Annotated in this window: 23 protein-coding genes; 15 read left to right on the top strand and 8 right to left on the bottom strand. The window is 69.0% G+C overall.

The features are described 5' to 3' along the window. The first annotated feature begins 95 nt into the window (after positions 1-95). The 5 genes from EV278_RS08715 to EV278_RS08695 all read left to right on the top strand — a co-directional run bounded on the left by EV278_RS08715 (position 96) and on the right by EV278_RS08695 (position 5,039). Positions 96-782: an AcvB/VirJ family lysyl-phosphatidylglycerol hydrolase gene (locus tag EV278_RS08715; RefSeq protein ID WP_132089445.1), complete on the top strand. Its 687-nt coding sequence runs from the start codon at positions 96-98 to the stop codon at positions 780-782. Between the two features lie 134 nt (positions 783-916). Beyond that, positions 917-1,696 carry a trehalose-phosphatase gene (gene otsB / locus EV278_RS08710; RefSeq protein ID WP_132089442.1) on the top strand — a complete coding sequence of 260 codons (780 nt, stop codon included), beginning with the start codon at positions 917-919 and terminating at the stop codon, positions 1,694-1,696. Then, on the top strand, positions 1,693-3,171 hold the full coding sequence (locus tag EV278_RS08705; RefSeq protein ID WP_132089439.1) for a trehalose-6-phosphate synthase: 1,479 nt from the start codon (positions 1,693-1,695) through the stop codon (positions 3,169-3,171). The genes otsB and EV278_RS08705 overlap by 4 nt, the downstream gene beginning before the upstream one ends. Before the next feature lie 3 nt (positions 3,172-3,174). Then, positions 3,175-4,050, top strand: coding sequence for a Ku protein (locus EV278_RS08700; RefSeq protein ID WP_132089436.1), 876 nt, complete (start codon positions 3,175-3,177; stop codon positions 4,048-4,050). Positions 4,051-4,109: 59 nt separating this feature from the next. Further along, positions 4,110-5,039, top strand: coding sequence for an alpha/beta hydrolase (locus tag EV278_RS08695; RefSeq protein WP_165916569.1), 930 nt, complete (start codon positions 4,110-4,112; stop codon positions 5,037-5,039). Positions 5,040-5,046: 7 nt separating this feature from the next. Here EV278_RS08695 and EV278_RS08690 read toward each other — a convergent pair whose 3' ends face one another. From EV278_RS08690 to EV278_RS08665, 6 genes are all read right to left on the bottom strand, one after another. Further along, positions 5,047-6,072: an acyltransferase gene (locus EV278_RS08690; protein WP_132089430.1), complete on the bottom strand. Its 1,026-nt coding sequence runs from the start codon at positions 6,070-6,072 to the stop codon at positions 5,047-5,049. 90 nt (positions 6,073-6,162) lie between these two features. Next, on the bottom strand, positions 6,163-6,588 hold the full coding sequence (locus EV278_RS08685; RefSeq protein WP_165916568.1) for a type II toxin-antitoxin system VapC family toxin: 426 nt from the start codon (positions 6,586-6,588) through the stop codon (positions 6,163-6,165). Further along, positions 6,585-6,836, bottom strand: coding sequence for a type II toxin-antitoxin system prevent-host-death family antitoxin (locus tag EV278_RS08680; protein WP_207905460.1), 252 nt, complete (start codon positions 6,834-6,836; stop codon positions 6,585-6,587). Before EV278_RS08680 ends, EV278_RS08685 begins: the two co-directional genes overlap by 4 nt. Before the next feature lie 50 nt (positions 6,837-6,886). Continuing rightward, positions 6,887-8,683 carry a glycoside hydrolase family 15 protein gene (locus EV278_RS08675; RefSeq protein WP_132089568.1) on the bottom strand — a complete coding sequence of 599 codons (1,797 nt, stop codon included), beginning with the start codon at positions 8,681-8,683 and terminating at the stop codon, positions 6,887-6,889. A gap of 174 nt (positions 8,684-8,857) precedes the next feature. Beyond that, positions 8,858-11,017, bottom strand: a complete 2,160-nt coding sequence (locus EV278_RS08670) for an amylo-alpha-1,6-glucosidase (RefSeq protein WP_132089421.1) — start codon at positions 11,015-11,017, stop codon at positions 8,858-8,860. A 123-nt stretch (positions 11,018-11,140) separates the two neighbouring features. Beyond that, a complete protein-coding gene (locus EV278_RS08665) occupies positions 11,141-12,205 on the bottom strand; it encodes a glycosyltransferase family 4 protein (protein ID WP_132089418.1) in 1,065 nt (354 codons plus the stop codon). A gap of 220 nt (positions 12,206-12,425) precedes the next feature. On the opposite strand from EV278_RS08665, the gene EV278_RS08660 reads away from it, so the two are divergent. From EV278_RS08660 to EV278_RS08650, 3 genes are all read left to right on the top strand, one after another. Next, a complete protein-coding gene (locus tag EV278_RS08660) occupies positions 12,426-13,931 on the top strand; it encodes a L,D-transpeptidase family protein (protein WP_132089565.1) in 1,506 nt (501 codons plus the stop codon). 179 nt (positions 13,932-14,110) lie between these two features. After that, the gene (locus EV278_RS08655) at positions 14,111-14,791 is read left to right on the top strand and encodes a DUF882 domain-containing protein (protein WP_132089415.1); all 681 of its coding nucleotides are present in this window, start codon (positions 14,111-14,113) and stop codon (positions 14,789-14,791) included. A gap of 29 nt (positions 14,792-14,820) precedes the next feature. Further along, positions 14,821-15,174: a hypothetical protein gene (locus EV278_RS08650; protein WP_132089412.1), complete on the top strand. Its 354-nt coding sequence runs from the start codon at positions 14,821-14,823 to the stop codon at positions 15,172-15,174. Here EV278_RS08650 and EV278_RS23950 read toward each other — a convergent pair. Further along, positions 15,171-15,335 carry a hypothetical protein gene (locus EV278_RS23950; RefSeq protein ID WP_165916567.1) on the bottom strand — a complete coding sequence of 55 codons (165 nt, stop codon included), beginning with the start codon at positions 15,333-15,335 and terminating at the stop codon, positions 15,171-15,173. The two genes, EV278_RS08650 and EV278_RS23950, sit on opposite strands and share 4 nt — an antisense overlap. A gap of 131 nt (positions 15,336-15,466) precedes the next feature. Then, on the bottom strand, positions 15,467-16,507 hold the full coding sequence (locus EV278_RS08645; RefSeq protein ID WP_132089409.1) for a substrate-binding domain-containing protein: 1,041 nt from the start codon (positions 16,505-16,507) through the stop codon (positions 15,467-15,469). A 231-nt stretch (positions 16,508-16,738) separates the two neighbouring features. Between EV278_RS08645 and EV278_RS23945 the strand changes: the two genes are divergently transcribed. From EV278_RS23945 to EV278_RS08615, 7 genes are all read left to right on the top strand, one after another. Continuing rightward, a complete protein-coding gene (locus tag EV278_RS23945) occupies positions 16,739-16,891 on the top strand; it encodes a hypothetical protein (protein WP_165916566.1) in 153 nt (50 codons plus the stop codon). A gap of 239 nt (positions 16,892-17,130) precedes the next feature. Continuing rightward, a complete protein-coding gene (locus EV278_RS08640) occupies positions 17,131-19,593 on the top strand; it encodes a TonB-dependent receptor (RefSeq protein ID WP_132089407.1) in 2,463 nt (820 codons plus the stop codon). A 78-nt stretch (positions 19,594-19,671) separates the two neighbouring features. Further along, entirely contained in the window at positions 19,672-20,970 is a 1,299-nt protein-coding gene (locus EV278_RS08635) for an MFS transporter (RefSeq protein WP_132089404.1), read from the top strand. Positions 20,971-20,983: 13 nt separating this feature from the next. Beyond that, on the top strand, positions 20,984-22,048 hold the full coding sequence (locus tag EV278_RS08630; RefSeq protein ID WP_132089401.1) for an LLM class flavin-dependent oxidoreductase: 1,065 nt from the start codon (positions 20,984-20,986) through the stop codon (positions 22,046-22,048). Then, the gene (locus tag EV278_RS08625) at positions 22,045-22,683 is read left to right on the top strand and encodes an isochorismatase family cysteine hydrolase (protein ID WP_279389373.1); all 639 of its coding nucleotides are present in this window, start codon (positions 22,045-22,047) and stop codon (positions 22,681-22,683) included. The genes EV278_RS08630 and EV278_RS08625 overlap by 4 nt, the downstream gene beginning before the upstream one ends. 2 nt (positions 22,684-22,685) lie before the next feature. Next, positions 22,686-24,074 (top strand): peptidase M20, encoded by a 1,389-nt coding sequence (locus EV278_RS08620; protein ID WP_132089398.1) that lies wholly within the window; start codon positions 22,686-22,688, stop codon positions 24,072-24,074. Beyond that, positions 24,071-24,565, top strand: coding sequence for a flavin reductase family protein (locus tag EV278_RS08615; protein ID WP_132089395.1), 495 nt, complete (start codon positions 24,071-24,073; stop codon positions 24,563-24,565). The genes EV278_RS08620 and EV278_RS08615 overlap by 4 nt, the downstream gene beginning before the upstream one ends. Positions 24,566-24,576: the final 11 nt, after the last annotated feature.

Genomic DNA, 24,576 nt, shown 5'->3' with positions numbered 1-24,576 from the left:
GTGAATTCGCCGTAACCTGGGTGGAGTGGCCAAAAGCCGTTCCGCCGCCCTACCTTCGCCCCGCCACGGTCAAGATTGAGGAGCATGGAGAGACCATGAGCCCGCGCGCCCGCCTGCTGACCCTCGCCGCCGTTCTCGGCCTGGCCTTCGCCGGGGTCGCCGAGGCGTCGGTCGCGCCGCGTCTGGTCGAGACGCCGGCCACGGCGCCGGGCGACACCCTGGCCGTGCTCTATTCGGGCGACGGCGGCTGGGGCCCCCTGGATCAGGGCGTGGCCAAGGTGCTGGCCGCCGACGGCGTGCCGGTGCTGGGCGTCAACTCGCTGCTCTATTTCCTGGGCAAGCGCCCGCCCCAGGCCGTGGCCGACGACTTGGCCGTGCAGCTGCGCCGGCACGAGACCCGGTGGGACCGCCACAAGATCGTGCTGGTCGGCTATTCGTTCGGAGCCGACGCCCTGCCGGCCATCGTCCCGCTGCTGCCGGCCGACCTGCGCGGCCAGATCAAGGGGCTGGTGCTGATCGGAACCGGTCCGCACGGCGATCTGACCTTCCACCCGGCCAGCTGGCTGAACCGGGCGACGGCCGACTCTTATCCCGTGGCCCCGGCGGTCGAAGCGCTGAAAGGCCTGCCGATGACCTGCATCTATGGCGACAAGGAACGGCTGGACATCTGTCCGACCCTGCCGGCCGCCACGATCCGCCAGGTTCGGCTGCATGGCGGCCACCATTTCGACGGCGATTATGCAGGCCTCGGCAAGGCTGTCCTGAACGCCGCCGCCCTCTAGGATTTCAGCCCGAGCCGACGCCGCGCACATCCGCGTGAGCACATCGTGACCCGGCTCAGCTGCGTCTCGGGGGATCAAAACCCCGCCAACATGCGTTTCAAAGGCCTGTAATCATCGGAGAGGGCCTTCTCGCCATGACCGCGTTCGGGTCAGTCGTTCGGCGTGCGCCGAACGATTTGCCGCCACCACCAGTCGCCTTGCCGCCCCGCGCGGCGCTGTTTCTCGATCTTGACGGAACCCTGGCCCCCATCATGCCCCGCCCCGAACAGGTGGGGCCCGACCCGCGGCGCGCGGCGCTGCTCGACGACCTGTCGCGGGCGCTGGACGGCCGGCTGGCCGTCGTCAGCGGTCGCGCGCTGGAGGACATCGACCGCATCCTGGAAGGTGGGGTGAGGTTCATCGCCGCCGTTCACGGCTTGGTGCGCCGGGGAGGAAACGGCGTCGATCGCCTGCCGCCGCATCCCGACCTCGACCACGCCCGCCAGGTGCTGCGCGACTTGGCGCGCGGCGATCGCGGCCTGCTGTTCGAGGACAAGGACCTCAGCGTCGCCCTGCACTATCGCAACGCGCCCTCGGCCGCCGACGCGGTGATCGAGGCCGCCGAGCGCCTGGCCCGGGGCTCGGAGCTGGTGCTTCAGCTGGGCGACATGGTGGCCGAGCTGCGGACGCCCGGCCAGGACAAGGGTAAGGCGGTCGCCGCCTTCCTGCGCGAGACGCCGTTCGATGGCGCGGTCCCGGTGTTCGTCGGCGACGACCTGACCGACGAGGACGGCTTCACGGCCGCCGCCCGGCTGGGCGGCTACGGCGTGCTGGTCGGTCCGCCCCATCGCCCCACCCAGGCGCGCTACCGCCTGAACGACTTCAACGCCGTGCTCGACTGGCTGAGCGCCTCGACAGGGAGGGTCGCCGCATGAGCCGCCTGATCGTCGTCTCCAATCGCGTCAACCCGCCCACCGGCAAGGGCGACGAGAGTGTCGGCGGCCTGGCCATGGCCCTGGCCGCCGCCCTGCGGGAATATTCCGGCATCTGGTTCGGCTGGAGCGGCAAGACCACGACCGAATTCACCGGCCAGCTGAACATGCACAAGGCCGACGGGGTCACCGTGGCCACGGTCGATCTGGAGGAGGGCGACTACCAGGAATACTACAACGGCTACGCCAACAAGACCCTGTGGCCGCTGTTCCACTACCGGGTCGACCTGACCGCCTATGACCGCTCGTTCGGCGAGGGCTACGACCGGGTCAACAAACGGTTCGCCCAGACCCTGCTGCCGCTGATCGAGCCGGACGACATCATCTGGGTGCACGACTACCACCTGATCCCGATGGCGCGGGAGCTGCGGCGGCTGGGCGTGACCAACCGCATCGGCTTCTTCCTGCACATCCCTTGGCCGGCCCACCAGCTGGTGGTGACCCTGCCGCGCCACCGTCCGCTGGTCGAGGCGCTGTTCCACTACGACCTGGTCGGCTTCCAGACCGAGGAAAGCGTCCAGGCCTTCGAGGGCTATGTGTTCAACGAGGTGGGCGGCGAGCGGACCGAGGACGGGCGGCTGACCGCCTTCGGCCAGGTGACCCACGCCGCGGCCTTCCCAATCGGCATCGACGCCGAGGACTTCGCCCGCATCAAGGAAAGCCCCCGCGCTATCCGCGTCTACGACCGGCTGATGGCCCACAGCGTGTTCCGCAAGATGGTCGTCGGCGTCGATCGCCTGGACTATTCCAAGGGGCTGGAGGAGCGGCTGATCGGCTTCGAGCGCTTCCTGCACGACAATCCCGAGGCGCGGCGCGAGGTGATGTTGCTGCAGATCGCCCCGATCTCGCGCGACGAGGTCGAGGCCTACCAGGATCTGCGCGGGCGGCTGGACGGCCTGATCGGCCGGATCAACGGCGCCTATGCCGACATGGACTACAACCCGATCCGCTACCTCAATCGCAGCTATCGCCGCGACGAGTTGGCCGGTGTCTATCGCGCGTCCAAGGCCGCCCTGGTCACCCCGATGCGGGACGGCATGAACCTGGTGGCCAAGGAATATGTCGCCTCACAGACGCCCTGGGACCCCGGCGTGCTGATCCTGTCGCGCTTCGCCGGCGCCGCGCGGCAGATGAAGGAGGCGCTGATCATCAATCCCAACAGTCCCGAGGAGATCTCCGACGCCCTGACCCGGGCCCTGAACATGGACATCGACGAGCGCAGGCGGCGCTTCGAGAGCCTGATGGACAACGTCACCCGCCACGACGTCACCGCTTGGCGCGACGACTTCGTGGCCCAGCTGCGCGAGCCCACCTCGACACCGGCCCTGACCCGGCAGGACGGGGCCAAGGCCAACGGCGCCAAGCTGGCCCTGACGGCGCCGCCCGCTCTCGCCTTGCGCGCCGGCGGGAGGGCCTGAACCATGGCCGCCCGCCCCACTTGGCAAGGTCACCTGCGGCTGTCGCTCGTCACCTGTCCGGTGGCGATGTACACGGCCACCAGCCCCGGCGGCGAGGTGCGTTTCAACCTGCTGCACCCCAAGACCCACAACCGCATCAAGATGATCGCCACCGATCCCGACCTGGGGCCGGTGGACCGCTCGGAACTCGTCAAGGGCTACGAGTACGAGAAGGACCACTATGTGATCCTGACGCCCGAGGAGATCGAGAGCGTGCGGCTGGAAAGCACCCGCACCATCGACATCGAGCGCTTCGTCGACGCCGACGACATCGACCGGCTCTACTGGGACAACCCCTATTTCCTGGTGCCCGACGGCAAGCTGGCTTTGGACGCCTACACCGTGATCCGCGACGCCATGGCGGGGGCGGGCAAGATCGCCCTGGGCCGGGTAGTGATGCATACCCGCGAGCGGCTGCTGGCCATCGAGCCGCGCGACAACGGCCTGGTCTGCTACACCCTGCGCAGCCACGACGAGGTGCGCGACTCAGCCGAGCTGTTCGACGACATCCCCGACCGCAAGGCCGACCCGCAGATGGTGGCCATCGCCGAGAAGATCATCGAGCAGCAGGAAGGCCCGTTCGACCCCAGCCAGTTCAAGGACCGCTACGAGGACGCCTTGCGAGCGCTGATCAAGCAGAAGGAAAAGGGCGGCAAGGCCAAGGTGACGGTCGAGGAGCCCGAGACCACCAATGTGGTCGACCTGATGGAGGCCCTGCGCAAGAGCCTGGGGCAGAAGCCGGGGGCGGCCCGCTCCACGGCCCGCTCCACGGCCAAGCCGAAGAAGGCCGCGGCAAAAGCGCCCACCAAGCGCGCGGCGCCCCGCAAAAGGGCCTCCTAGGCGGACCGTAGACGACTTCGCGCTTGCCATCCGCCGCGATGCGCCGCTCTTGCGGACGGGTGAGACGTCGCGTTCCAAAATTCAGCGCCAGGCCGTTCGTCCTGGTCCTGGTCGCCCTGGCGGTTAGCAGCTGCGTCACCGTGGGTTCGCTCCCGACCGCCGGCGGCGGGCTGGAATGCCAGGGCCTCAGGTCCGCCCGTCCGACCGTGATCCTCGAGGCGGGGGCGTTCGGCGGGGCGGCCGACTGGTCGCTGGTGGCGCGGGACCTGGCCGCCGAGGGCAAGGTCTGCGCCTATGACCGCGACGGCATCGGCCTGGCGGCGATGCACGACGTGGACCGTTCCCCGGTGGCCGTCGCCCGGCGGCTGGGCGCCCTGGTGGCGGCGGAGGAGGGCGACGCGCCGGTGATCCTGGCCGGCCACTCGAACGGCGGGCTCTATGTCGAAGCCTTCGCCCGCCTTTGGCCCGAGCGGACGGCGGGGCTGGTGCTGGTCGACGCGGTGGGGACCGACGCCAAGGACCAGCCGCTGGCCGTGGCCGACCTGCGACGCGAGGCGCGGCTGGCCGGCTTCACCCCGTTCGCCCGAGCGGTCGGCCTGACCCGGCTGGTCCCGCTGATCGACGACATCTCGCCCGCGGCCGAGGCGGCGGCCCGCCGGCGCAAGGCCTGGACGGGGCGCAGCAGCATCAAGGCCGCGCTGCAGGAGGAGCGAGCCTTCCTGCCCGGCCTGGCCGCCGTCGACGCCCTGCCGCCGCTGCGGCCGGCCATCCCGGTGGCGGTGGTCGTCGCCAGCCGCAGCCCCGACAAGCCCCTGGACCGCGCCTGGCGCGCCGCCGAGGTCGCCCCGGCCGGGCGCGCCTGCCGCGCCCTGGTCCTCGACGTCGCCGCCAGCCACACCTCGATCCTCGACGCCCAGCGCGGCGACGTGGCCGAGGCGGTGGGCTGGGTGGCGGGGGAACAGCCGGACGCGGGGGTTCGGCGATGCTGAACGCCCACTATGAGCGCCGTTCGGCCGTGAGCCGCCGCAACCACTGCCGGACCGGCGCGTCGTAGAACCGGAACGCCATCCAGGCCACGGCCGGCGCGATGATCACGGCCAGCACGCCGAACCACACCGGCGGCGCCGTCCGCCAGCCGTCGGGATAGAGCCGCAGCATCACCGCCCAGGTCGCCCAGTGGCTCGCATAGAGCGGGTAGGAGAGGTCGCCCGTCATCCGGCACAGCGCGCCCACCGCGCCCTTTGGGTCGTGGACGCCGAGCAGCACCAGCAGCGGGAACAGCACCGCCACGCAGGCGAAGTCGTAGATCCCGTTCCAGGAGCGGCCGGGCATCAGCGGCATGACCAGCGCCGCCAGCAGGACGACGGCCGCCAGCCCCAGCCGCGGACGCGGCGCCAGGGCCCGGTAGCGCCAGGCCAGCCAGCCCAGGCCGAAGCTGAACGCGGCCCGCACCACGCCCAGCCAGAACGTCGCCTGGTCCCAGCCTGTTTCCACCCCGTTCAGGCCCAGGGCCACCCAGGCCATCACCGCCCCGCTGCAGACCACGATCGCCGCGACCACCAGGTCGGGCGCGCGCCGCAACGGGAACCACAGGGCGCTGACGATGACCTCCAGGCACAGCGACCAGGCGGGCGGGTTGAACGGGAAGAGGCTGGGAAAGGTCCATTCGGCCGGATGGCCCAGGCGGGGGATCAGAAGCAGGCCGCGCGCCAGGTTGGGCCAGAACGGCGGGCTGTGGCGCGAGGTCAGGACCGCGCCGATCAGGGTCGACAGCACCAGCAGCGGCCAGATCCGCACCACCCGGATCCACAGATAGGCCGGCCAGCCGACCGCGCGCCGCTCGAAGGCGTGGGCCAGGACGAAGCCGCTGAGGCAGAAGAAGAAGTCCACCGCCAAATAGCCGTGGGCGAAGCGGCCCGGCCGCCCCGACCAGTCGGCCGCGTGGTACAGCAGCACCCCCAGCGCCGCCACCGCCCGCAGGCCGTCCAGTCCGGCGAGCCGCTGTGTCCTGTGTTCCGTCACCCGCCGGTTCTTTCAGGATCTTGGAGAAGGACGCAAGGAGCAGCACGCTTTGGCCGCGCGCCGCGGCTCCTTGAACGGTCGCGAATAGGGCTAGACGAGGAGCCGGGTCCGAACCCCCAGCTCCAGGGCCGCGGCCGCCAGGCGTTTGTCCAGGGTCACCAGCAGATGATCTTCCCGACGACAAACCGCCACGTGCAGCGCGTCGGGGGCTCGCATCATCAGGTCGAACCGTCGAACGAAGACATTGGCGAGGCGGACATCGGACGCCTGAAGATCAAGGTCTCGCGTGGCGGCGGCGCGCCAGGCGTCGAAATCAGCCAGGCGACGACTGGCGTCCTCGTGGTCCAGCAACCCGGTCCGAACCAGGCGCGACAGGGCCGAAGCGACTTCCGCGGCCGCGAACTCGCTGACGATCAAGTCGTCTTCAAGTTCGTCCATGAACCTGTCGACGCTAGCGCTGGCGGTTTCCTCGATCAGGGTCGGCAGGATCACGCTGGCGTCGAGATAGGCGCTCAAGCTTCGGGGTCCTCGTAGAGTTGCTCGAGGAGTTCCATGGAACTCAGGCCAACGGGGGGGCGGGTTTGACGGCGCGCCTTCAGCCAGGCGTAGGTCGCGGGCGGCGTCTTGCGCGGCGGCGTCGTGGCCGGTCGCAGCTCGACCACAGGTTTGCCATGCCGGGCGATGATGACTTCCTCGCCGTCGAGAGCGCGATCAATCAATCGAGGCAAGCCATTCTTGGCGTCAGCTACGCTGTAGGTGCTCATGAGGCCTCCATTATGGCTATTTGTATAGCCATAAACCTGCGTGAACAAGCCTACCGCACCGAGGTCCATGGCCGGCTCAGCAGCACCGCGCAGTTGATCAGGCCGACCAGGGAATAGGTCTGCGGATAGTTGCCCCACAGCTCGCCGTCCGCGAAGCCGATGTCCTCAGACAGCAGGCCGGCGGTGGTGCGGCGGGCCAGCATCTCCTCGAACAGTTCGCGCGCCTCATCGATGCGGCCCGCCAGGTAGAGGGCCTCCACCAGCCAGAAGGTGCAGATGTTGAACGCCGTCTGCGGGGCGCCGAAGTCGTCGGGGATGGCGTAGCGCAGCAGGTAGGAGCCCTTGCGCAGGCCGGCCTCGATGGCCGCGACGGTGGCGACGTTGCGCGGATCCGTGGCCTCGATGAAGCGCAGGTCGACCAGCTGCAGCAGGCTGGCGTCCAGCTCGTCGCCCTCGAAGGTCGCGGCGAAGCGGCCCAGGGTCTGGTTCCAGGCGCGCTGGTCGATGGTCTCGCGCACCTTGGCGGCGCGGGTGTTCCAGAACTCGGCCCGGTCGGTCAGGCCCAGCTGCGCGGCGGCGTTGCCCAGCCGGTCGCAGGCCGCCCAGCACATCACCGCCGAATAGGTGTGGACATTGGCCCGGCCGCGGAACTCCCACAGGCTGGCGTCGGGCTTGTCGTGCAGCTGGAACGCCCGCTCGCCCACCGGCTCCAGGTTCCGGAAATCCTCGATCGTGCCGGGCCGCAGCAGGCGCTCGTCGAAGAAGGCCTGGACGGTCGACAGGATGATCTGGCCGTAGACGTCGTGCTGCTGGTGCTCGAAGGCCTGGTTGCCGATGCGGACGGGCCCCATGCCGCGATAGCCGGCCAGGTCGGGGGCGAAGCGCTCGGTCAGCTGCGGCTCGAACCCCACCCCGAACAGCGGCTGGATGTGGCCGCCCGCCGCCCGGTCGACGATGTTGCGCAGGTAGCCCAGATAGTTCTCCAGGATGTCGACCGCGCCCAGGCGGTTCAGCGCCTGGACCACGTAATAGGCGTCGCGCAGCCAGCAGTAGCGGTAGTCCCAGTTGCGGCCGCTGTCGGCGTGCTCGGGGATCGAGGTGGTCATGGCCGCCACGATCGCCCCGGTCTCCTCGTGCATGCAGAGCTTCAGGGTGATGGCCGAGCGGATCACCGCGGTCTGGTAGTCCAGCGGCACGGCCAGGCCGCGCACCCAGTCCATCCAGTATTCCTGGGTCTGCTGCAGCATGCGGTTGCAGGTGGCGCCGATGTCGGCGTTGAAGCCCTCGTCGGCTCCCAAGTACATGGCGATCGGCTGCTCCAGCCGGAAGGTCCGCTCCTCCAGGATGTGCGAGACCGGCCCGTCGGTGGACAGGCGCAAGGTCATGTCCGAGCACAGGTAGCGGATGTGATTGGAGCCGTGGGTGTGATCGGCCGCTCGCGCGCCCCAGTCAGCGGTGGGCCGCAGGCGGATGGTGATCCGCGCCACGCTGGTCAGGGGGCGGATCAGGCGGATGAAGGCGGTGGGCCGGAAGCTGCGGCCGAACTGCTGGTAGCGGGGGGCGAAGTCGATGATCTCGACGCTGGCCCCGTCGGCGTCGGTGATCACCGTGCGCAGGATCGGGGTGTTGCGCAGATAGTCCTGCTCGACGCGCGTGGCCCCGTCGACCACCACCTCCCAGGTCCCCGTTGCGGCGGGGTCGCCAGGCTCCAGCCCGCCCAGCAGGGCGCTGAACACCGGGTCGGAATCGATGCGCGGCGCGCAGGCCCAGACGAAGCGGCCGCCGCGATCGACCAGCGCGCTGACGGCGCAGTTGCCGATCGGGAAAAGGTCCAGGTTCTGCGGCATGGTTTGGGTCCAGCTCATCCTACGCTTCAATTTTTTAAACCGCTCATCCCGGCGAATGCCGGGACCCAGATGGAATGGCTTTGAGGCTGACGCCAAGGGCTCAGAGCCCTTCCAATTCACCACACCGCCATGGGATCTGGGTCCCGGCATTCGCCGGGATGAGCGGACGAGAAATCACCGTCGAAGCAGGATCGGCACCGGCGAATGCTTGCTCGTGTGGGCCGCCACATGGGCGCCGATGTGCTCGAAGGTGATGTCCGTGGACGCCTCGCCGATCCGCAGGCCGTCGATCTGCAGGCTGTCGATGCCGATCGGCAGGCGAGGGTCGGTCAGGTGGACCTCGCCCCGCCAGCCGTCGATGGTGATCCCCAGGCAGGCTTGCAGCATCATGAAGGCCGAGCCGGCCGCCCAGGCCTGGGGCAGGCAGGCCACCGGATAGGCCACCGGCGGCTCGCCCGGCTGGCGCGGGAAGCCGCAGAACAGCTCGGGCAGCCGCATCTCATAGTGGGCGGCGGTCTCGAACAGGCCCGAGGTCATCTCCACCACCCCGTCGCGATGGCCGTAGCGGGCCAGGCCCATGGCGCAGATCGCCGTGTCGTGCGGCCAGACCGAGCCGTTGTGATAGCTCATCGGATTGAAGCGCGGCTCGCCCTGGGCCAGCGTCCGCACCCCAAAGCCATTGTGGAACGCCGCCGACAGCAGGGCGTCGGCCACCTTGGCGGCGCGCTCGGGCGAGGGCAGGCCGCAGAACAGCAGGTGGCCGGGATTGGAGCCGCGCACCCGGCACGGCTTGCCGTGGCCGTCGACCGCCATGGCGTAGAAGCCCTTGTCCTCCATCCAGAACCTGGTCTCGACCTGCTGGCGCAGACGCTCCGCCTTGGCCCGCCAGCGTTCGGCGGCCTCGGCGTCGCCGCGCCGCTGGGCCAGGTCCGCCATGCCCCGGAAGGCGGCGAAGGCGTAGCCCTGGACCTCGACCACGGCGATGGGGCCGTCGGGGAACTTGCCGTCCTCGTGGAAGACGCTGTCCTCGCTGTCCTTCCAGTTCTGGTTCGACAGGCCGGAGTCCAGGCCGCGGGCGTAGTCGATCAGGCCGTCGCCGTCGCTGTCGCCGAAGTGCTCGATCCAGGCGATGGCCGCCATCAGCGGCTCCCATAGGCTGTCGATGAACGCCAGGTCGCCCGTCCGCTCGGCATAGGCGCAGGCCAGGGCCACGAACAGCGGCGTGGTGTCGACCCCGCCGTAGTAGCGGCCGAACGGCAGCTCTCCCAGGGCGGTCATCTCGCCCTTGCGGGTCTCGTGCATGATCTTGCCGGGCGCGCTGTCCTGGAACGCGCTGACCTCCGCGGCCTGGTGCTCGGCCAGGTAGCCCAGCACGCCCTTGGCCAGGCCGGGCTCGATCCACAGCACCTGCCAGGCGGTGATGATCGCGTCGCGCCCGAACGGGGTCGAGAACCAGGGGATGCCGGCATAGGGGTAGGGGCCGGTGGCGAACTGGGTGGTCAGCAGGGCCAGGTCGGCCCGCGACTTCTCCAGCCAGTCGTTGAACAGCCGGCCCGAGCTGTGCAGCCGCGCCCCGCGCCGCCGGCGTCCGCGCATGTCGACCCGGGCCCGCGCCGCCGCCGCCCGCCACCGCTCGCGGGTGGGCGGATGATCAGGCTCGACCCCCACCTCGACATAGAGGTCGAAATGCGTCTCGGGCGTCAGCATGAACATGAAGTCGGCGCGCTGGGGGCCCAGGCGTCCGGGCGGCTCCGAGAACGAGATGATGCTGGTGCGCCGCACGCCGTCCAGGCCGTCATAGGCGTAGGTCACCGAGCGGCCGTTCATCTGCGCCGGCAGGATCCGGCCGCGGGCCGGGCGCTTGGAGCCGCGCACCTCGAACATGTCGTGGAAATCGGCGTCGTATTCCAGGCTGACCGGCAGGATGACCATGTCGCGGCTGTAGTTGACGAAGCGCAGGCGCTCGTACAGCCGCTGGTCCCACAGGAACCGCTTGCGCTCGATGTGGATCGCGCCGTGCGGCGCGGCCGCCCCGCCCAGAGCGGGCAGGGGTTCGTTGGTCGAGTGCGAGGTGAAGAACACGTTGTCCTGCGACACCGCCGCGCTCAGCAGGGCCGGCGAGCGGTTGCCGATCAGCAGGCGCAGCCGCGAGAGCAGGCGGGTGTCGTCGTGGAACAGGCCGTCGGCCGCGCCCAGCACGTCGCCGAACGCGTCGGCGACCAGGAAGGTGTCCTTGTCCTTCAGCGCGAACAGCCGGTAGGGGACGCGCGGCTCGCCGGTCTCGCCTTGTTCGACGGCGCCGCTCGGGGTCGGGCCCGGTGTGAGATCGTCCATGTCGTTCGGCCCCTTTGCGCTGAGGTCCCTCGAAAACCCGCCGCGCCGCGCGGGTGCGGCGGGCGGGTTTCAGACTTCTAGAACCTGATCATGTTCCCGATGCGGTCGCCACGCGGGCCAGGGTCAGGCGCTTTGGGCCAGCGTCAGGCGCGGCGGCGCGGACGCTTCTTCCAGCCGATCATAGAGGTCCAGATAGCGGCGGGCCATGGCGGTGGCCGAGAACCGGGTCTCGAACCGGCGGCGGATCGCCAGGCGGTCGAGCTCGCCCAGACGCCGGGCGGCGGCGACCGCCTGGTCTTCGCCCCGGACGATGAAGCCCGTCAGGCCGTCCTCGATCACCTCGGGCACGGAGCCGCAGTCATAGGCGATCACCGGCGTGCCGCAGGCCATGGCCTCGATCATCACCAGGCCGAACGGTTCGGGCCAGGCGATGGGGAACAGCAGGGCGTCGGCGCCGCCCAGGAAGTCGGACTTCTCGTGGTCGCCGATTTCGCCGATGAACTCGATCAGCGGATGGTCCAGCAGGTGCTCGATTTCGTCGTGGAAATAGGCGCGGTCGGCGGCGTCGATCTTGGCCGCGATCTTCAACGGCTTACCCAGGCGCTTGGCGATGGCGATGGCCCGGTCGGGTCCCTTCTCCGGCGAGATGCGGCCGAGGAAAGCCAGGTAACCTTCTGATTTCGGGCGGAAATCGTAGATCTGTTCGGCCATGCCGTGCAGCACCGTGCCCGCCCAGTTGGCGAAAGGCAGGGGCCGGCGCTGGTCGTCCGAGATCGAGACCAGCGGGAACTGGGGCCAGCGGCGATAGACGCCCGGCAGGTCCTTCAGGTCGAGGCGGCCGTGCAGGGTGGTCAGGGTCCGTCCCGGCATGTCCTCGAACATCGGGAAGTGGATCATGTCGGTGTGGAAGTGGATCACGTCGAAGCGGCGGGCCTGGCGGCGGACCTCGGCCAGCATGGCCATGTGGGCGGCCAGGTCCGACTTGAGCGGGGCCGGGTCGAGGCGAATGGCCTGGTCGCGCACGACCACCAGTTCGGCCTTGGTCCGCGCGTCGCCGGAGGCGAACAGGGTGACCTCGTGACCCAGGTCGACCAGGGCGTCCGTAAGGTGTGCGACAACCCGTTCGGTGCCGCCGTAGAAACGGGGTGGAACGGCTTCGTACAGGGGCGGAACCTGGGCGATCCTCATGGCTGAAATCCTGACGCTGAAAGGGCGCGACCGCACGCCCCGACCTCAAACCAAACCGCCAGTGTGGCCTTAAGGTTCCGCATCGAAAATAAAGAACCATAAGCTGTCTGAACCGTTGGCCTTCCATGGATACGGACGTTGACGAGCCTGGATCGCGGCGGCCATTTGAGGGCGCGCGGAGTGGCCGCGCGCATGCGTACGGCGAGACCTTTCGACGGTGATCAACTCCTGGACCAAACGTGACGCGCTGCTTGGCGGAGCGGTCTCGCTTTTCTCGCTGTCGTCGGCCGCCGCCCAGATCCAGAACCCGCCCCTGGTGCGGGCTCCGCAGCGGGCGCCGCAGCAGCCGGCCTCGCCGCCCCCGAGCAGCGTGGCGCTGCGCTCCGACCAGATCGAGCTGCTGCTCCGCGTCCTGACCCAGGCCTACACCCACGGCTTCGAGCCCGCCGCCTTCTCGCCCGAGCCCGTGCTGCCGCTGCTGAACGCTCGCGACACGGCCACGCGCCAGGCCGGACAGGCCCAACTGATCGGCCTGACCCTGCGCTACGCCAAGGCCGTGCGCACCGGCCGGCTGGCGCCGGACGCCTTCCTCGGCGAATGGGGCCTGCGCCCCGCGCCCTATGATCCGGGACCCGACTTCGTCCAGGCCGCCGCCCAGGACCGCCTCGGCCCGTGGCTGGACAGCCTGCCGCCGCCCTATACCGGCTACCAGACCCTGCGGAAGGGCTTGGCGACCTACCGCGACATCGCAGCCGCGGGCGGCTGGAAGACCGTCGCGCCGGGCGAGCCGCTGAAGCTGGGCGCGACTGGCGATCCACGCATCGCTGCGCTTGAGGCCCGGCTGGCCGTCGAGGACGCGACGGTGGCGGTCGACCGCGCGCCGGTGTTCGACACCGCCCTGCAGCAGGCCCTGATGCGGGCCCAGAAGCGGTTCGGCCTCAATCCCGACGGCGGGTTGGGACCCATGACCCTGGCGGCGCTGAACGTTCCGGTCGAGCGGCGGATCGACCAGATCCTGGCCAATATGGAGCGCTGGCGCTGGCTGCCCCAGCAGCTGCCGGCCGACCGCATCCAGGTCAACATCGCCGCCGCGGTGATGAGCGTCTTCCATGACGACGCCCCGAACCTGACCATGCGGGCGGTGACCGGCCGTCCGGGCGACGAGACGCCGATGCTGCAGTCGACGATCCGCTCGATCGTGCTCAATCCGCCGTGGAACGTGCCCTCGTCGATCGCCGCCAAGGAGCTGTGGCCCAAGGAACGGGCCAATCCCGGCTATCTGAAGCGCAACGACTTCGTCGTCATCTCGACCGGCGAGGGAACCTCGCGGCTGCAGCAGAAGGCCGGGCCCAAGGCGGCTCTCGGCCTGGTGAAGTTCGACTTCGACAATCCCTACGGCGTCTATCTGCACGACACGCCCAGCCGCTCGAAGTTTGCCAGCTTCAGCCGCCTGGCCAGCCACGGCTGCGTGCGGCTGGAAAAGCCGATCCCGCTGGCCAAGCAGCTCCTGGCCTCCAGCCCCGACTGGCAGCCGGACGTGGTCGACGCCACCCTGGCTTCGGGCAAGACAGTGCGAGCCCCCCTGGCCCAGCCGATCGCCGTATTTCTGCTCTACTGGACGGCCTACATGACGCCAGACGGGCAGATGAACTTCCGCGACGACCCGTACGGCTGGGATAGGGAGCTGGTGCTGCGTATCGCCGCAGGAGGCCCCGGCCCAGCTTGACCCAGGGCGCCGTGTAAGGCCTCTTCCCGGGCAGCAGCCTTTCGTTTCGGCTGGTCCTCCGTTCGGAGGGCTGTAGCTGGTTCGTAAAGACTCTGGCGTTTTAGTGCTCGCGTGAGGGCCGCCAAGTGCGGCGGTCCGGCCTTCCGGCGTCTCGCGAGGTCAGTCCGGGGAAGCTTAAGATGATCGAACGACGCAAGCTGTTGGGGCTTGGCCTCGGCGTGCTCGGCGCCAGCGCGGTCGGGCCGATGGCGGCCTTCGCCCAATCGAAGCTGGGAACCGCCGATCCGATCGGCGACCTTCTGCAGAGCCAGTCGGATCTCGCCGAGGGCCTGCCGGCCGAAGGGCTTCCGGCCGCCGCCGCGCCGCCGGTCGCGGCCCCCGTCGCCCGGGCCTCCTCCGCCTCGCACGCCCCGCGCTGGCTGAAGCTGCACAACATCCACACGCAGGAAAAGATCGAAGCGGTCTATTTCGAGAAGGGCGAGTACGTGCCCGACGCCGTCCAGGCCCTGGACAAGGTGCTGCGCGACTATCGCACCGGCGACGTCTATTCGATGCATCCGGAGTTGTTCGACACCCTGGCGGCCCTGGCCCAGAAGACCGAGACCAAGTCGCACTTCCAGGTGATCTCCGGCTACCGCTCGCCCAGGACCAACGCGATGTTGCACGAACGCAGCGGCCAGGTCGCCAAGCGCAGCCTGCACATGGACGGCAAGGCGATGGATGTCTATCTGGAGGACGTCGCTCTGGATCGACTGCGGGCCGCGGCCCTGGATCTGGGACGCGGCGGCGTGGGTTATTATCCCGTCAGCAATTTCGTCCATGTCGACGTCGGACCGGTCCGGCGTTGGGTCGGCTCGTAAGAGAGCCGCAGAACCAGAGGAAAGCCCGGATGGCCAAGGCCGAACGTCATAGCAACCCGTTCGGATGGATACTTCTGGGAGCCCTGGTCGGGGTGATCGCCACGGCCGGCGTGCTGCTGCTGGCGTCGTCGATGAACACCGGCGTGGGCTACAGGTCGGGACCGGCCGAGATCCGCACCGCCGCCGATGACGCCCCCGCGACCGCCGCCAAGCCCGCCCGCGTCGTCGCCGCCGCCCCCAAGCCCGAAGCGCCGCCGCCGGTCGCCGTCGTCCCGGCCCCCGCCGCCCCGGCCGAGCCCCCGCCCGTCGACGCTCAGATGGCCGACGACGCTGCCGCCGCGGGCATGACCTCGCGGGCCGAGCAGGAACACCCGACCAACTAGGCGGCCTGGCTTTCGGACGGATCCTTCGGCTTGGCCAGAAGATCCCGTCCCGCGACGCGGCGCAGGGCCGCCAGGGATTCCTCCAACGCCTCAATGCGCTCGACCTGTTTGAGAACCAGGCGTTCCAGATCCTGCAGGCGCTCTTCGATCATGTCCTTCATAGCGTTCTCCGCTGACTGGGCGTTCATCGAGCGCCGACGACCCCGGCGGGTCAAGATCTGCGCGCTTGCACCTGAAATGCAAAAGGGCCCCGGAGTGATCCGGGGCCCTTTTTCGTCTGGGGCGCCTAAGTCTAGGACTTCGGCGCGGCCATCGGCGGCAGCTTGGCGGCGGCGGCCTTCACGGCTTCGTGCTGGGCCGGGGGCAGGGGGATCAGGCCGCGGCCCTGCAGGTAGCCGCCCCGGCCGGTCGCCGCGTCGGACACGAACTCGGCGATGAATTCCTTCAGGCCCGGGGTCACGCCAACCTGGTCCTTCTTGACGTAGATGTAGAGCGAGCGCGACAGCGGGTACTGGCCGCTGGCGATCGTCTGGGCCGAGGGCTTCACGCCGTTGACGGCCGCGCCCTTGATGCGGTTGGCGTTCTCCTCAAGGAAGCTGTAGCCGAACACGCCCAGGGCGCCGGGGGTCTTCTCGATGGTGCCGACGATGGCGTTGTCGTTCTCGCCGGCGTCCACCCAGCCGCCGTCGGTGCGCAGCGGATCGACCTTGGCCTTGAAGCCCTTCTCGTCCTTCTCGGCCAGGGCCTTGGCGGTCGGGAACTTCTTGGCGCCGCCCTCGATGGCCAGCTCGACGAAGGCGTCGCGGGTGCCCGAGGTGGGCGGCGGGCCGTAGACCAGGATGCGGTTGGCCGGCAGGCCGGCGCCGACGTCCTTCCAGGTCTTGTACGGATTGGCCACGAACTGGCCGCCGCGCAGCACGTTCTGACCCAGGCCCAGATACAGGTGCTCGACCTTGAAGCTGTAGTCGGGCGAGGACTTGTCCATCGCCACGACGATGCCGTCGAAGCCGATCTTCAGCTCGACGATGTTGTTGACGCCCTTGGCCTTGCAGGCCTCGAACTCGGACTTCTTCATCGGGCGCGAGGCGTTGGCGATGTCGGGGAACTTCTCGCCCATGCCGCCGCAGAACATCTTGATGCCGCCGCCGGTGCCCAGGCTCTCGATCTTGGGCGACTTCTTGCCGGTCTTCTTGGCGAAGTTCTCGGCGGTACGAGTGGAGAAGGGGAACACGGTCGAGGAGCCGGCGGCCCAGACATAGTCGCGGGCGGCGTGGGCGTTGGACGCGCCAGCCAGCAGGCCGAGCGCCGCGGTGGCTCCGAGCAGGGTCTTCATGGGGGACATTCCTACTTTCGAGAGGGACGAGAAGGAGGGGTGAACGAACTCTACGTCCTATGCGGCCGTCATTTGTCACAGTTTGGCGACAGATTTGCGACAGCGTCCGTTCACGGATGATCGCCCGGCGTCTCCCGGAGCGCGCGTCAGTCGGTCGCGCCAGCGCGCGGGGCCTGTCAACCAAGCGGCAACCATGACCCCGCATCCTCGCGGCCGAGGAGACCCCTGTCCATGTCCGCGCTTGCCACGATCCGCAGCCTTGCCTTCCTGTGCGTCATCACCTGCGGCCTGATCACCGCCGCCTGGGACGGCGTCAGGGCCATGCCCTGGGTTCACGACCGCGATCGCGGCGACGTTGTCTGGCTCGACACCAGCCCTCGCTGAGCGTCGCGCGCCAACGCTTTTGGCGGCCCCTTGTGCGCGGCGGATCAAGTTTCTTGACCTTCGTCGTGCGAAACCGGGCGGCGCCTGAACAAGAACCGGGCGCTGGAGACATTTCCTTCAAAATGTCAGAGACCAATCCGGCCACACGACGGCGGTTGGGTGATGCTGCCTCTCAAGAGGCGTCGTCCTGGGGATAATCACCGCGGGTGATGGGCGCGATGGCCTCGAACGAGGACGTCATGTCGAACCAACGGCTGTTGATGACGGGATCTTCCGTCGCTGTTCTGCTCGCCCTGTCCGTCGCCGCGTCGCCTGCCTTCGCCGCCGATCCGGCGGTGGATCCGGGCGCCTCGACCGCCGTCGACGAGATCGTGGTCAAGGCCCGCGACAAGGCGGGGCTGCTGGAGACCCAGCCCAACAACACCGTGTTCGGCCTCGACAAACCGCTGCTGGAGACGCCGCGCTCGGCCAGCTTCGTCAGCGACACCACCCTGCAGCGCTACGGCATCGAGACCATCGACGGCCTGACCGCCGTCTCGCCCGGCACCTACACCGCCAGCTTCTACGGCGTGCCCGGCGCGCTGAACATCCGCGGCACCCTGGCCGAGAACTACTTCCGCGGCTTCAAGCGCATCGAGAACCGCGGCACCTATTCCACGCCGATCGGCGCGGCCGATCAGATCCAGATCGTGCGCGGCCCGCCGACCCCGATCTACGGCTCGGGCAAGGTGGGCGGCATGCTCAACTTCATCCCGAAGTCGGGCAAGAACGAGGGCGGCTATCTCAGCGAGCCGACCGGCGAGGTCACCGCCACCTTCGGCTCGTACAATCGCAAGAACGCCACGGCCCAGGTCGGGCTGCCAGTGAACCTGGGGCCGGTGACCGGCGGCGTCTACGCCTATGGCGAGGTCGAGGACAGTCACAGCTTCTACAAGGGGATCTATCCGCGCCGCCAGACCGGCGAGCTCTCGGCCGACTTCGACCTCGGCAACGGCTGGACCACGGCGTTCGGCGGCATGAAGTACCACTCGGACGGCGACGTGCAGACGCCCGGCTGGAACCGCCTGACCCAGGGCCTGATCGACAACCGGACCTACACGACCGGCCGTGACACCAGCCTGGTCGACAGCGACGGCAACGGCCGCCTGACTCTGAACGAGATCAGCGGCAACAGCGCCAACCCCTATTATTACGACCCGACGTTCAACCCGCTCTACATCCCCTACTACGGCTTCTACAACACCAACGCCGCCCATACCCTGGACACCGGCGTCGGCACGGTGAAGCTGTCGCCGCGCATGGTCTATATCAGCCCGGCCGACTTCTCGAAGACCGACACCAACACCCTGTACTTCGACCTGGCCAAGGCCCTGTCGCCGACCAGCACGATCAAGGCCCAGCTGTTCTACGACGACCAGGAGAACAAGCGCTTCGTGTCGTACGGCTACCCGGCCTGGTTCGACAGCTCGGTCTGGGAAGCGCGCCTGACCTACAACTTCGAGAACAGCTTCGCGGACGGCGCCGTCAAGGCCAAGTCGTTCGTCGGCGCCTCGTACCGCGACTTTTCGGGCCGTCGGCGCGAGAGCTACAACAGCGGCGTAATCGCGCTCGACCGGCGCGACATCAGCTTCGGCGCCACGCCCACCGACATCATCGACAGCCCGTTTTGGACCGAGACCGGGGCCGGCGTGCTGGGCCTGGCCTGGGAGAACGACAACAAGTCCGACTGGAGCCAGAAAGGCCTGTTCTTCATGACCGACGTGACGGTCGCGGAGAAGCTGAACCTGATGCTGGGCGGCCGCTGGGACGACTACGATGTCACCTCGCACGACACCGGCGCGCTCAGCTACCAGATCCCCGGCGAGCAGAAGGCCGGCAAGGACAAGTTCACCTACACCGCCAGCGCCACCTATAAGGCGCCGGGCGGGGTCATGCCGTACATCACCTACGCCAAGGCCTCGGCGCTGGAGATGAGCCAGGCCGGCGACGTGGCCGCCAGCCTGGTGGCCGACGCCAGCGACGCCTGGCTGTCGAACAGCGACCTGGCCGAGGCCGGGGTGAAGTTCCAGTGGCTGAAGGGCACGCTGGTCGGGTCGCTGGCCGGCTATCGCCAGAACCGCACCCAGCTGACCGGCATCACGGGCACGCCGACGGGCACCCGCGCCAAGGGCGTGGAGCTGGAGGTCCGCTGGCTGGCCAGCGAGAACTTCAGCTTCACCTTCTCTGGCAACAGCCAGCACACCACCGTCAAGGGCCCGGACAACTCGTTCCAGTACATCCCGGCCTACACCGCCGGCGTGCCGGGCGCCCAGGCGTTCGGCGGCACCTATGTGGTCTGGGCGTTCAGCGGCCTGCCGGGCCGGGCGGGCGACTACGACTACACCCTGATCCCCAAGTCGGTGGTCAGCCTGTATGGCGCCTACACCAGCGACGACTACAGCTGGGGCAAGGTCGGCGGCACGCTGGGCGTCACCCACGTGACCAAGACAGCGGGCACGGTCCAGAACGCCGTGACCTATCCGGCCTATTATGTCGCCAACGCCTCGGCCTATTACGAATACGGGCCGTACACGGTGACGGCCAACATCGATAACCTGTTCGACAAGCTCTACTTCACGCCCGACGCCGACAGCTACGCCAACCTCGGCGCCCTGCCCAGCAAGGGCCGCGAGTGGCGCGTGACTCTGTCGCGCAAGTTCTAGTTCCCTGTCTCGCGCCCCCTAGTCCCAAGGGATTGGGAAACGGGGCGCGGGATCCGCTTTGACGGAGGCATAAGGCCCATGTCGACGACGATCCCGTGGAGGGCCTGGCTGCTGCTCGGCGCGCTGAGCCTCCTGCTGTTCCTGATCACCGCCTCGACCTTCTCGTCGCTGGGCGTGGTGTTGCCGGCGATGATCCAGGAGAACGGCTGGAGCTTCTTCCACGGCTTCCTGGGTTTCACCCTGCTGGGCGCGTTCTGCGGAGCCTCGTCGAAATTCCCCGCCATCCTGATCCGCAAGATCGGCGTGCGCGGCGCCATCCTGGCCGGCTCGGCGGTGATGGTCGCGGGCTTCGCCTGCCTGGCGCTGTCGCCGGGGCTGCTGGTCTATTGGTTGGGCACGGCGTTGCTGGGCGCGGGCTACCAGATGATGGCCCTGATCCCCGGCACCCACGTGCTGTCGATGCTGTTCAAGAAGCGCGCCCTGCCGTTCGGGATCTATTTCACCATCGGTTCGTTGGGCGGCGTCGCCGGTCCGTGGATGGTGGTGACGGGCATGGCCGCGGCCCATGGCGGCTGGCGGCCCTACTGGTGGGCCCAGGCCGTGGCCTCGGTGGTGGTCGGCGCCCTGTGCGCGGCCCTGGTCGGCGGCCGCGCCTGGCTCGAAGCGGCGGCCGCCGAGACCGACAAGGCCGTGGCCGAGGACATCCAGGCGGCTCCCGCCAATACGAAGGTCTATCGCACCGCCGTCGATTGGACGGTGAAGGAAGCCGTCCGCACCCCGCAGTTTTGGGTGATCATGGCCGCCTATTTCGCCCACTTGCTGGGCGGGGTGACCGCCGTCAGCCTGGCGCCCACCCATCTGAGTGAGCTGCACGTGGCCTCGGCGGTGGCGATCACCGCCATCAGCCTGGAATCCCTGATGCAGGTGGCGGCCCGGATGGGCGGCGGCCTGCTAGGCGATCGTGTCGACCCGCGCTGGCTGCTGGCCGGGGCGCAAGGGATGATGGCCGTCGGCCTCCTGGCCCTGGGCTACGCCACCAGCTGGCCGCTGCTGATGCTGTTCGCCGTGGGCGTGGGCATCGGGTTCGGCCTGACGGTGCTGGCGGTCAGCATCCTCCTGCTCAACTACTATGGCCGCAAGAACAACCTGGAGATCTTCTCCCTGGTCTGCCTGGTGGGCGCGGTCTCGGCCCTTGGGCCGGTGGTCGGCGGCGAGATGCGCGACCGGCTGGGCAGCTTCACGCCAACCTTCCAGGTGTGCGCCGCCATAATCGGCGTAATCTTCGTGGCGGCCTGCTTCATGCGGCCGCCGCGCAAGGCCACAGCACAAGAGCCGGTCGCCGAACCGGTCCCCGGCATGCTTCAAGACGCCGCGTAGAGGAGGAGCCGCCATGTTCCACAGTCCATCCAAGCACAAGGATTTCGGGGTCTTCCTGCCGGTCGCCAACGGCGGCTGGATCATCTCCAAGACCACCCCGGTCCTCGACGGCCTCTACCAGCAGAACCGGGCCGCGGCGGTCGCCGCCGACCAGGTCGGCATGGACTTCGTGATGTCGATGGGCAAGTTCCGGGGCTTCGGCGGCGAGACCGACCATTGGGGCACGGCCCTGGAGTCCGTCACCATGATGGCGGGCCTGGCCGAGGCGACTAAGAACGTCCGGATCTGGGCCACCATCCACCCGCTGCTGCAGAACCCGGCCGTGGCGGCCAAGATGATCGCCACGCTGGACCATATCAGCGGCGGCCGCGCAGGGCTGAATATCGTCGCCGGCGCCTACAAGGGCGAGTTCGACCAGATGGGGGCCTGGGACGACAGTCTGTCCCACGACGACCGCTACGCCCTGACCGAGGAATGGACCACCGTCGTCAAGCGTCTGTGGGCCGAGGACAGCGTCGACTTCGCCGGCAAGTTCTTCACGATGAAGGACTGCCAGTCCAAGCCCAAGCCGCTGTCGCGGCCGCGTCCCGAGATCGTCTGCGCTGGCATGTCCGACCGCGGCTTCCAGTTCTCGGTGCGCGAGGCCGACGCCTGCTTCATCGGCGGCCGCACGCCGGACGAACGCCGCGACGCGTCGCTGCGGGCCAAGGCGACCGCCGAGGCGATGGGCAAGACCATCAAGACCTACGCCATGTGCACGGTCGTCCACGGCGACACCGACGCCAAGGCCGCGGCCATGGTCGAGCACTACAAGGACGGGGCCGACATGGGCGCGATCCTGGCCATGCTGGCCAGCTGGGGCGTGCCGGCCGAGAAACTGGGCACCGTCGCCAAACAGCAGGGCGCCTTCATGACCCACACGGTGGTCGGCGCGCCGGCCACCTGCGCCGCCCAGATCGAGGAATTCGTCAGCTACTGCGAGCTGGACGGGCTGATGCTGATCTTCCCCGACTATGTGGAGGGGCTGACCATGTTCGGCGCCGACATCCTGCCGGGCCTGCGGGCGGTCTATTCGTGACTCGGGCTGAGGATCTCGCCGTCTGGATCGCGCCCGACCGCACGGCGGTGCTGGTGATCGACATGCAGGTCGACTTCGCCTCGCCGGACGGGGCGCTAGGCGCCCATGTCGACATGAGCGTGGTCGAGCCCGCTCTGGCCTCCGCCGAAAAGCTGGTCGCCGACGCCCGGGCGGCCGGCGCGCCGGTGGTGTTCGTCGGCCTGTGGACCACGCCCGAGACCGACTCCGCCGCCTGGAACGAGCGCCTGCGCCGGCGCGGCGGAAACCCGAAGATCGACGCCGCCCTCTGCCGGGCCGGCGAGAACGGCTCGGCGTTCTACGGACCCCAGCCGGCGCCGGGCGAGCTGGTGGTGCGCAAGACCCGCTACAGCGCCTTCGTCGGCACCGACCTGGACCAGCGCCTGCGAGACATGGGCGTCGACACCCTGGTGGTGGCGGGCCTGACCACCGAGTGCTGCGTCGACAGCACCGTCCGCGACGCCTTCGACCTGGACTACCACGTGTTCGTCGCCGCCGACGCCTGCGCCGCCTACGAGGCCGACCTCCACGAGGCGTCGCTGAAGGTGATGGAACTGAACAGCGCGATCCTGACCGACACGGCCGCGATCGCCCAGGCCTGGAAAGGGGCCGCCTGAGCATGGCTGACGGATTCCCGCCGCTGGGGGCCGCCGCGCCCTACCAGGTCACCCACCAGGACCGGGCCGCGATCGCCACGGCGATCAGCCAGGACGAGATCGTCGAGCTGGCCCTGACCCTGGGCAACATCCCCGCCCCGTCGGGCAAGGAGCTGGAGGTCGCCACCTACGTCTACGACTGGATGGCGCGCGAGGGATTCTCGCCGCGCAAGGTCGGGGCCACGCCGGAGCGCCCGAACATCATCGGGACACACGGCGGCAAGGGTGTCGGCAAGAACCTGCTGTTCACCGCCCACCTCGACACCGAGGCGCCAACCTGGAACCCGGACCTGGACGCCTACAAGTACGCGCCCGAGACCCTGGCCAATCCGGAGTGGGAGAAGTGCTGGCTGGAGGACGGCAAGCTGTACGGCTATCCGATCGCCAACGATCGCGGCCCGATGAGCTGCTTCCTGATCGCCGCCAAGGCGCTGAAGACGGCCGGCTACGAGCTGGCCGGCAAGATGTACCTGACCGCCTGTCCCGGCGAGATCGGCCCCGAGCCGATCGAGGAGCATCGCGGCGTCGCCTACATGGGCAAGGACATCGGGGCCCATTACCTGTTCCACCATGGCGGGGTGGCCCCCGACTACGCCATCGCCGCCGAGGGTTGCGACTTCGGCCTGACCTGGGTGGGCTGCGGCTATGCGGTGTTCCGCTTCCAGGTGTGGGGGGAGGGGGTGTTCACGCCGCTGCTGGAGCATCCGGCCACGGCGGCCCAGCACCCCAACCCGATCTACAAGGTCGGCCGACTGACCGAGGCTATCCACGCCTGGAGCGGCGCGTACGAGAAGGCCAGCCGCTATGACAGCCCCGGCGGGGTGGCTCAGCCCAAGTCGCAGATCGCCTCGATCCGCGGCGGCATCCCCTACGCCTTCGGGGCCGGGACGGAGCTGGTGAACCTCTATCTGGAGGTGGGGCTGACGCCCAGGCAAAGGGTGGCCGACGTGCAGCATTCGCTGGAGGCCATGGTCCGGGAGGCGGGCCTCGGCCGGATCGACATCGAGCCGGTGGTCGTGCGCCACGGCTTCGAGGCCGACGCGCGCGAGGTGGCGCCGCTGGTCGCCGCCGTCGACGACGCCACCAAGCTGAGCCTGGGACATCCCGTGGCCCTGGCCAATCCGGTCTATTCCAGCATGTGGCGCGACCACAACGTCTTCAACATGCAGCGCATCCCGGCCATCACCACCGGCTTCCGCCGCTGGCGGCCCACGCCCCAGGACCTGGTCGACAGCGCCCTGGTCTACGCCCTGACCGCCCTGGCCGTCTGTGGCCGGGCCAGCCCGGATGAGGGCGGCAAGCGCCCCGCCTCGGCGGTCTATCCCGACAATCCGTTCGGGAACGAAGGATGAGCGCCGTCGCCAGGAACATGGCGCCCGAGCCGCACGACTTCCGCAGGGCCATGGGCAGCTTCGCGGCCGGGGTCACCGTGGTCACCGTCTGTCATGACGGCCGGCTGGTGGGAACCACGGTCAGCGCCTTCAGCTCAGTGTCGATGGATCCGCCGCTGGTCATGGTCTGCCTCAAGCGCGACAGCCGCACCCTGGCGGCGCTGGGCCAGGCCGGGAGCTTCTGCGTCAACATCCTGGCCAGCGACCAAGGCGACCTGGCCCATCGCTTCGCCAGGCGCGGAGCGGACGACCGTTTCGCCCTGACCGCGGTCGAGGGGGGGGTGTGCGGCGCGCCGCTGCTCTGCGGCGCCGTCGCCTCGGTCGAATGCGACCTGCACGCCGCCCACGACGGCGGCGATCACGAGATCCTGGTCGGCCGCGTCGTGCGCGTCGTGGTCGACGAAGCCAAGGCCCCGCTCGTCTATGTGCGCGGCGCCTTCCTCAACGCTTAAGGGAGCGGTTT

Origin of the sequence: Caulobacter sp. BK020, assembly GCF_004342605.1 — a bacterium.
GTDB lineage: Bacteria > Pseudomonadota > Alphaproteobacteria > Caulobacterales > Caulobacteraceae > Caulobacter.
The sequence above is the reverse complement of the archived record's forward strand: the minus strand, read 5'-3'. Positions and strand labels throughout refer to the sequence as shown.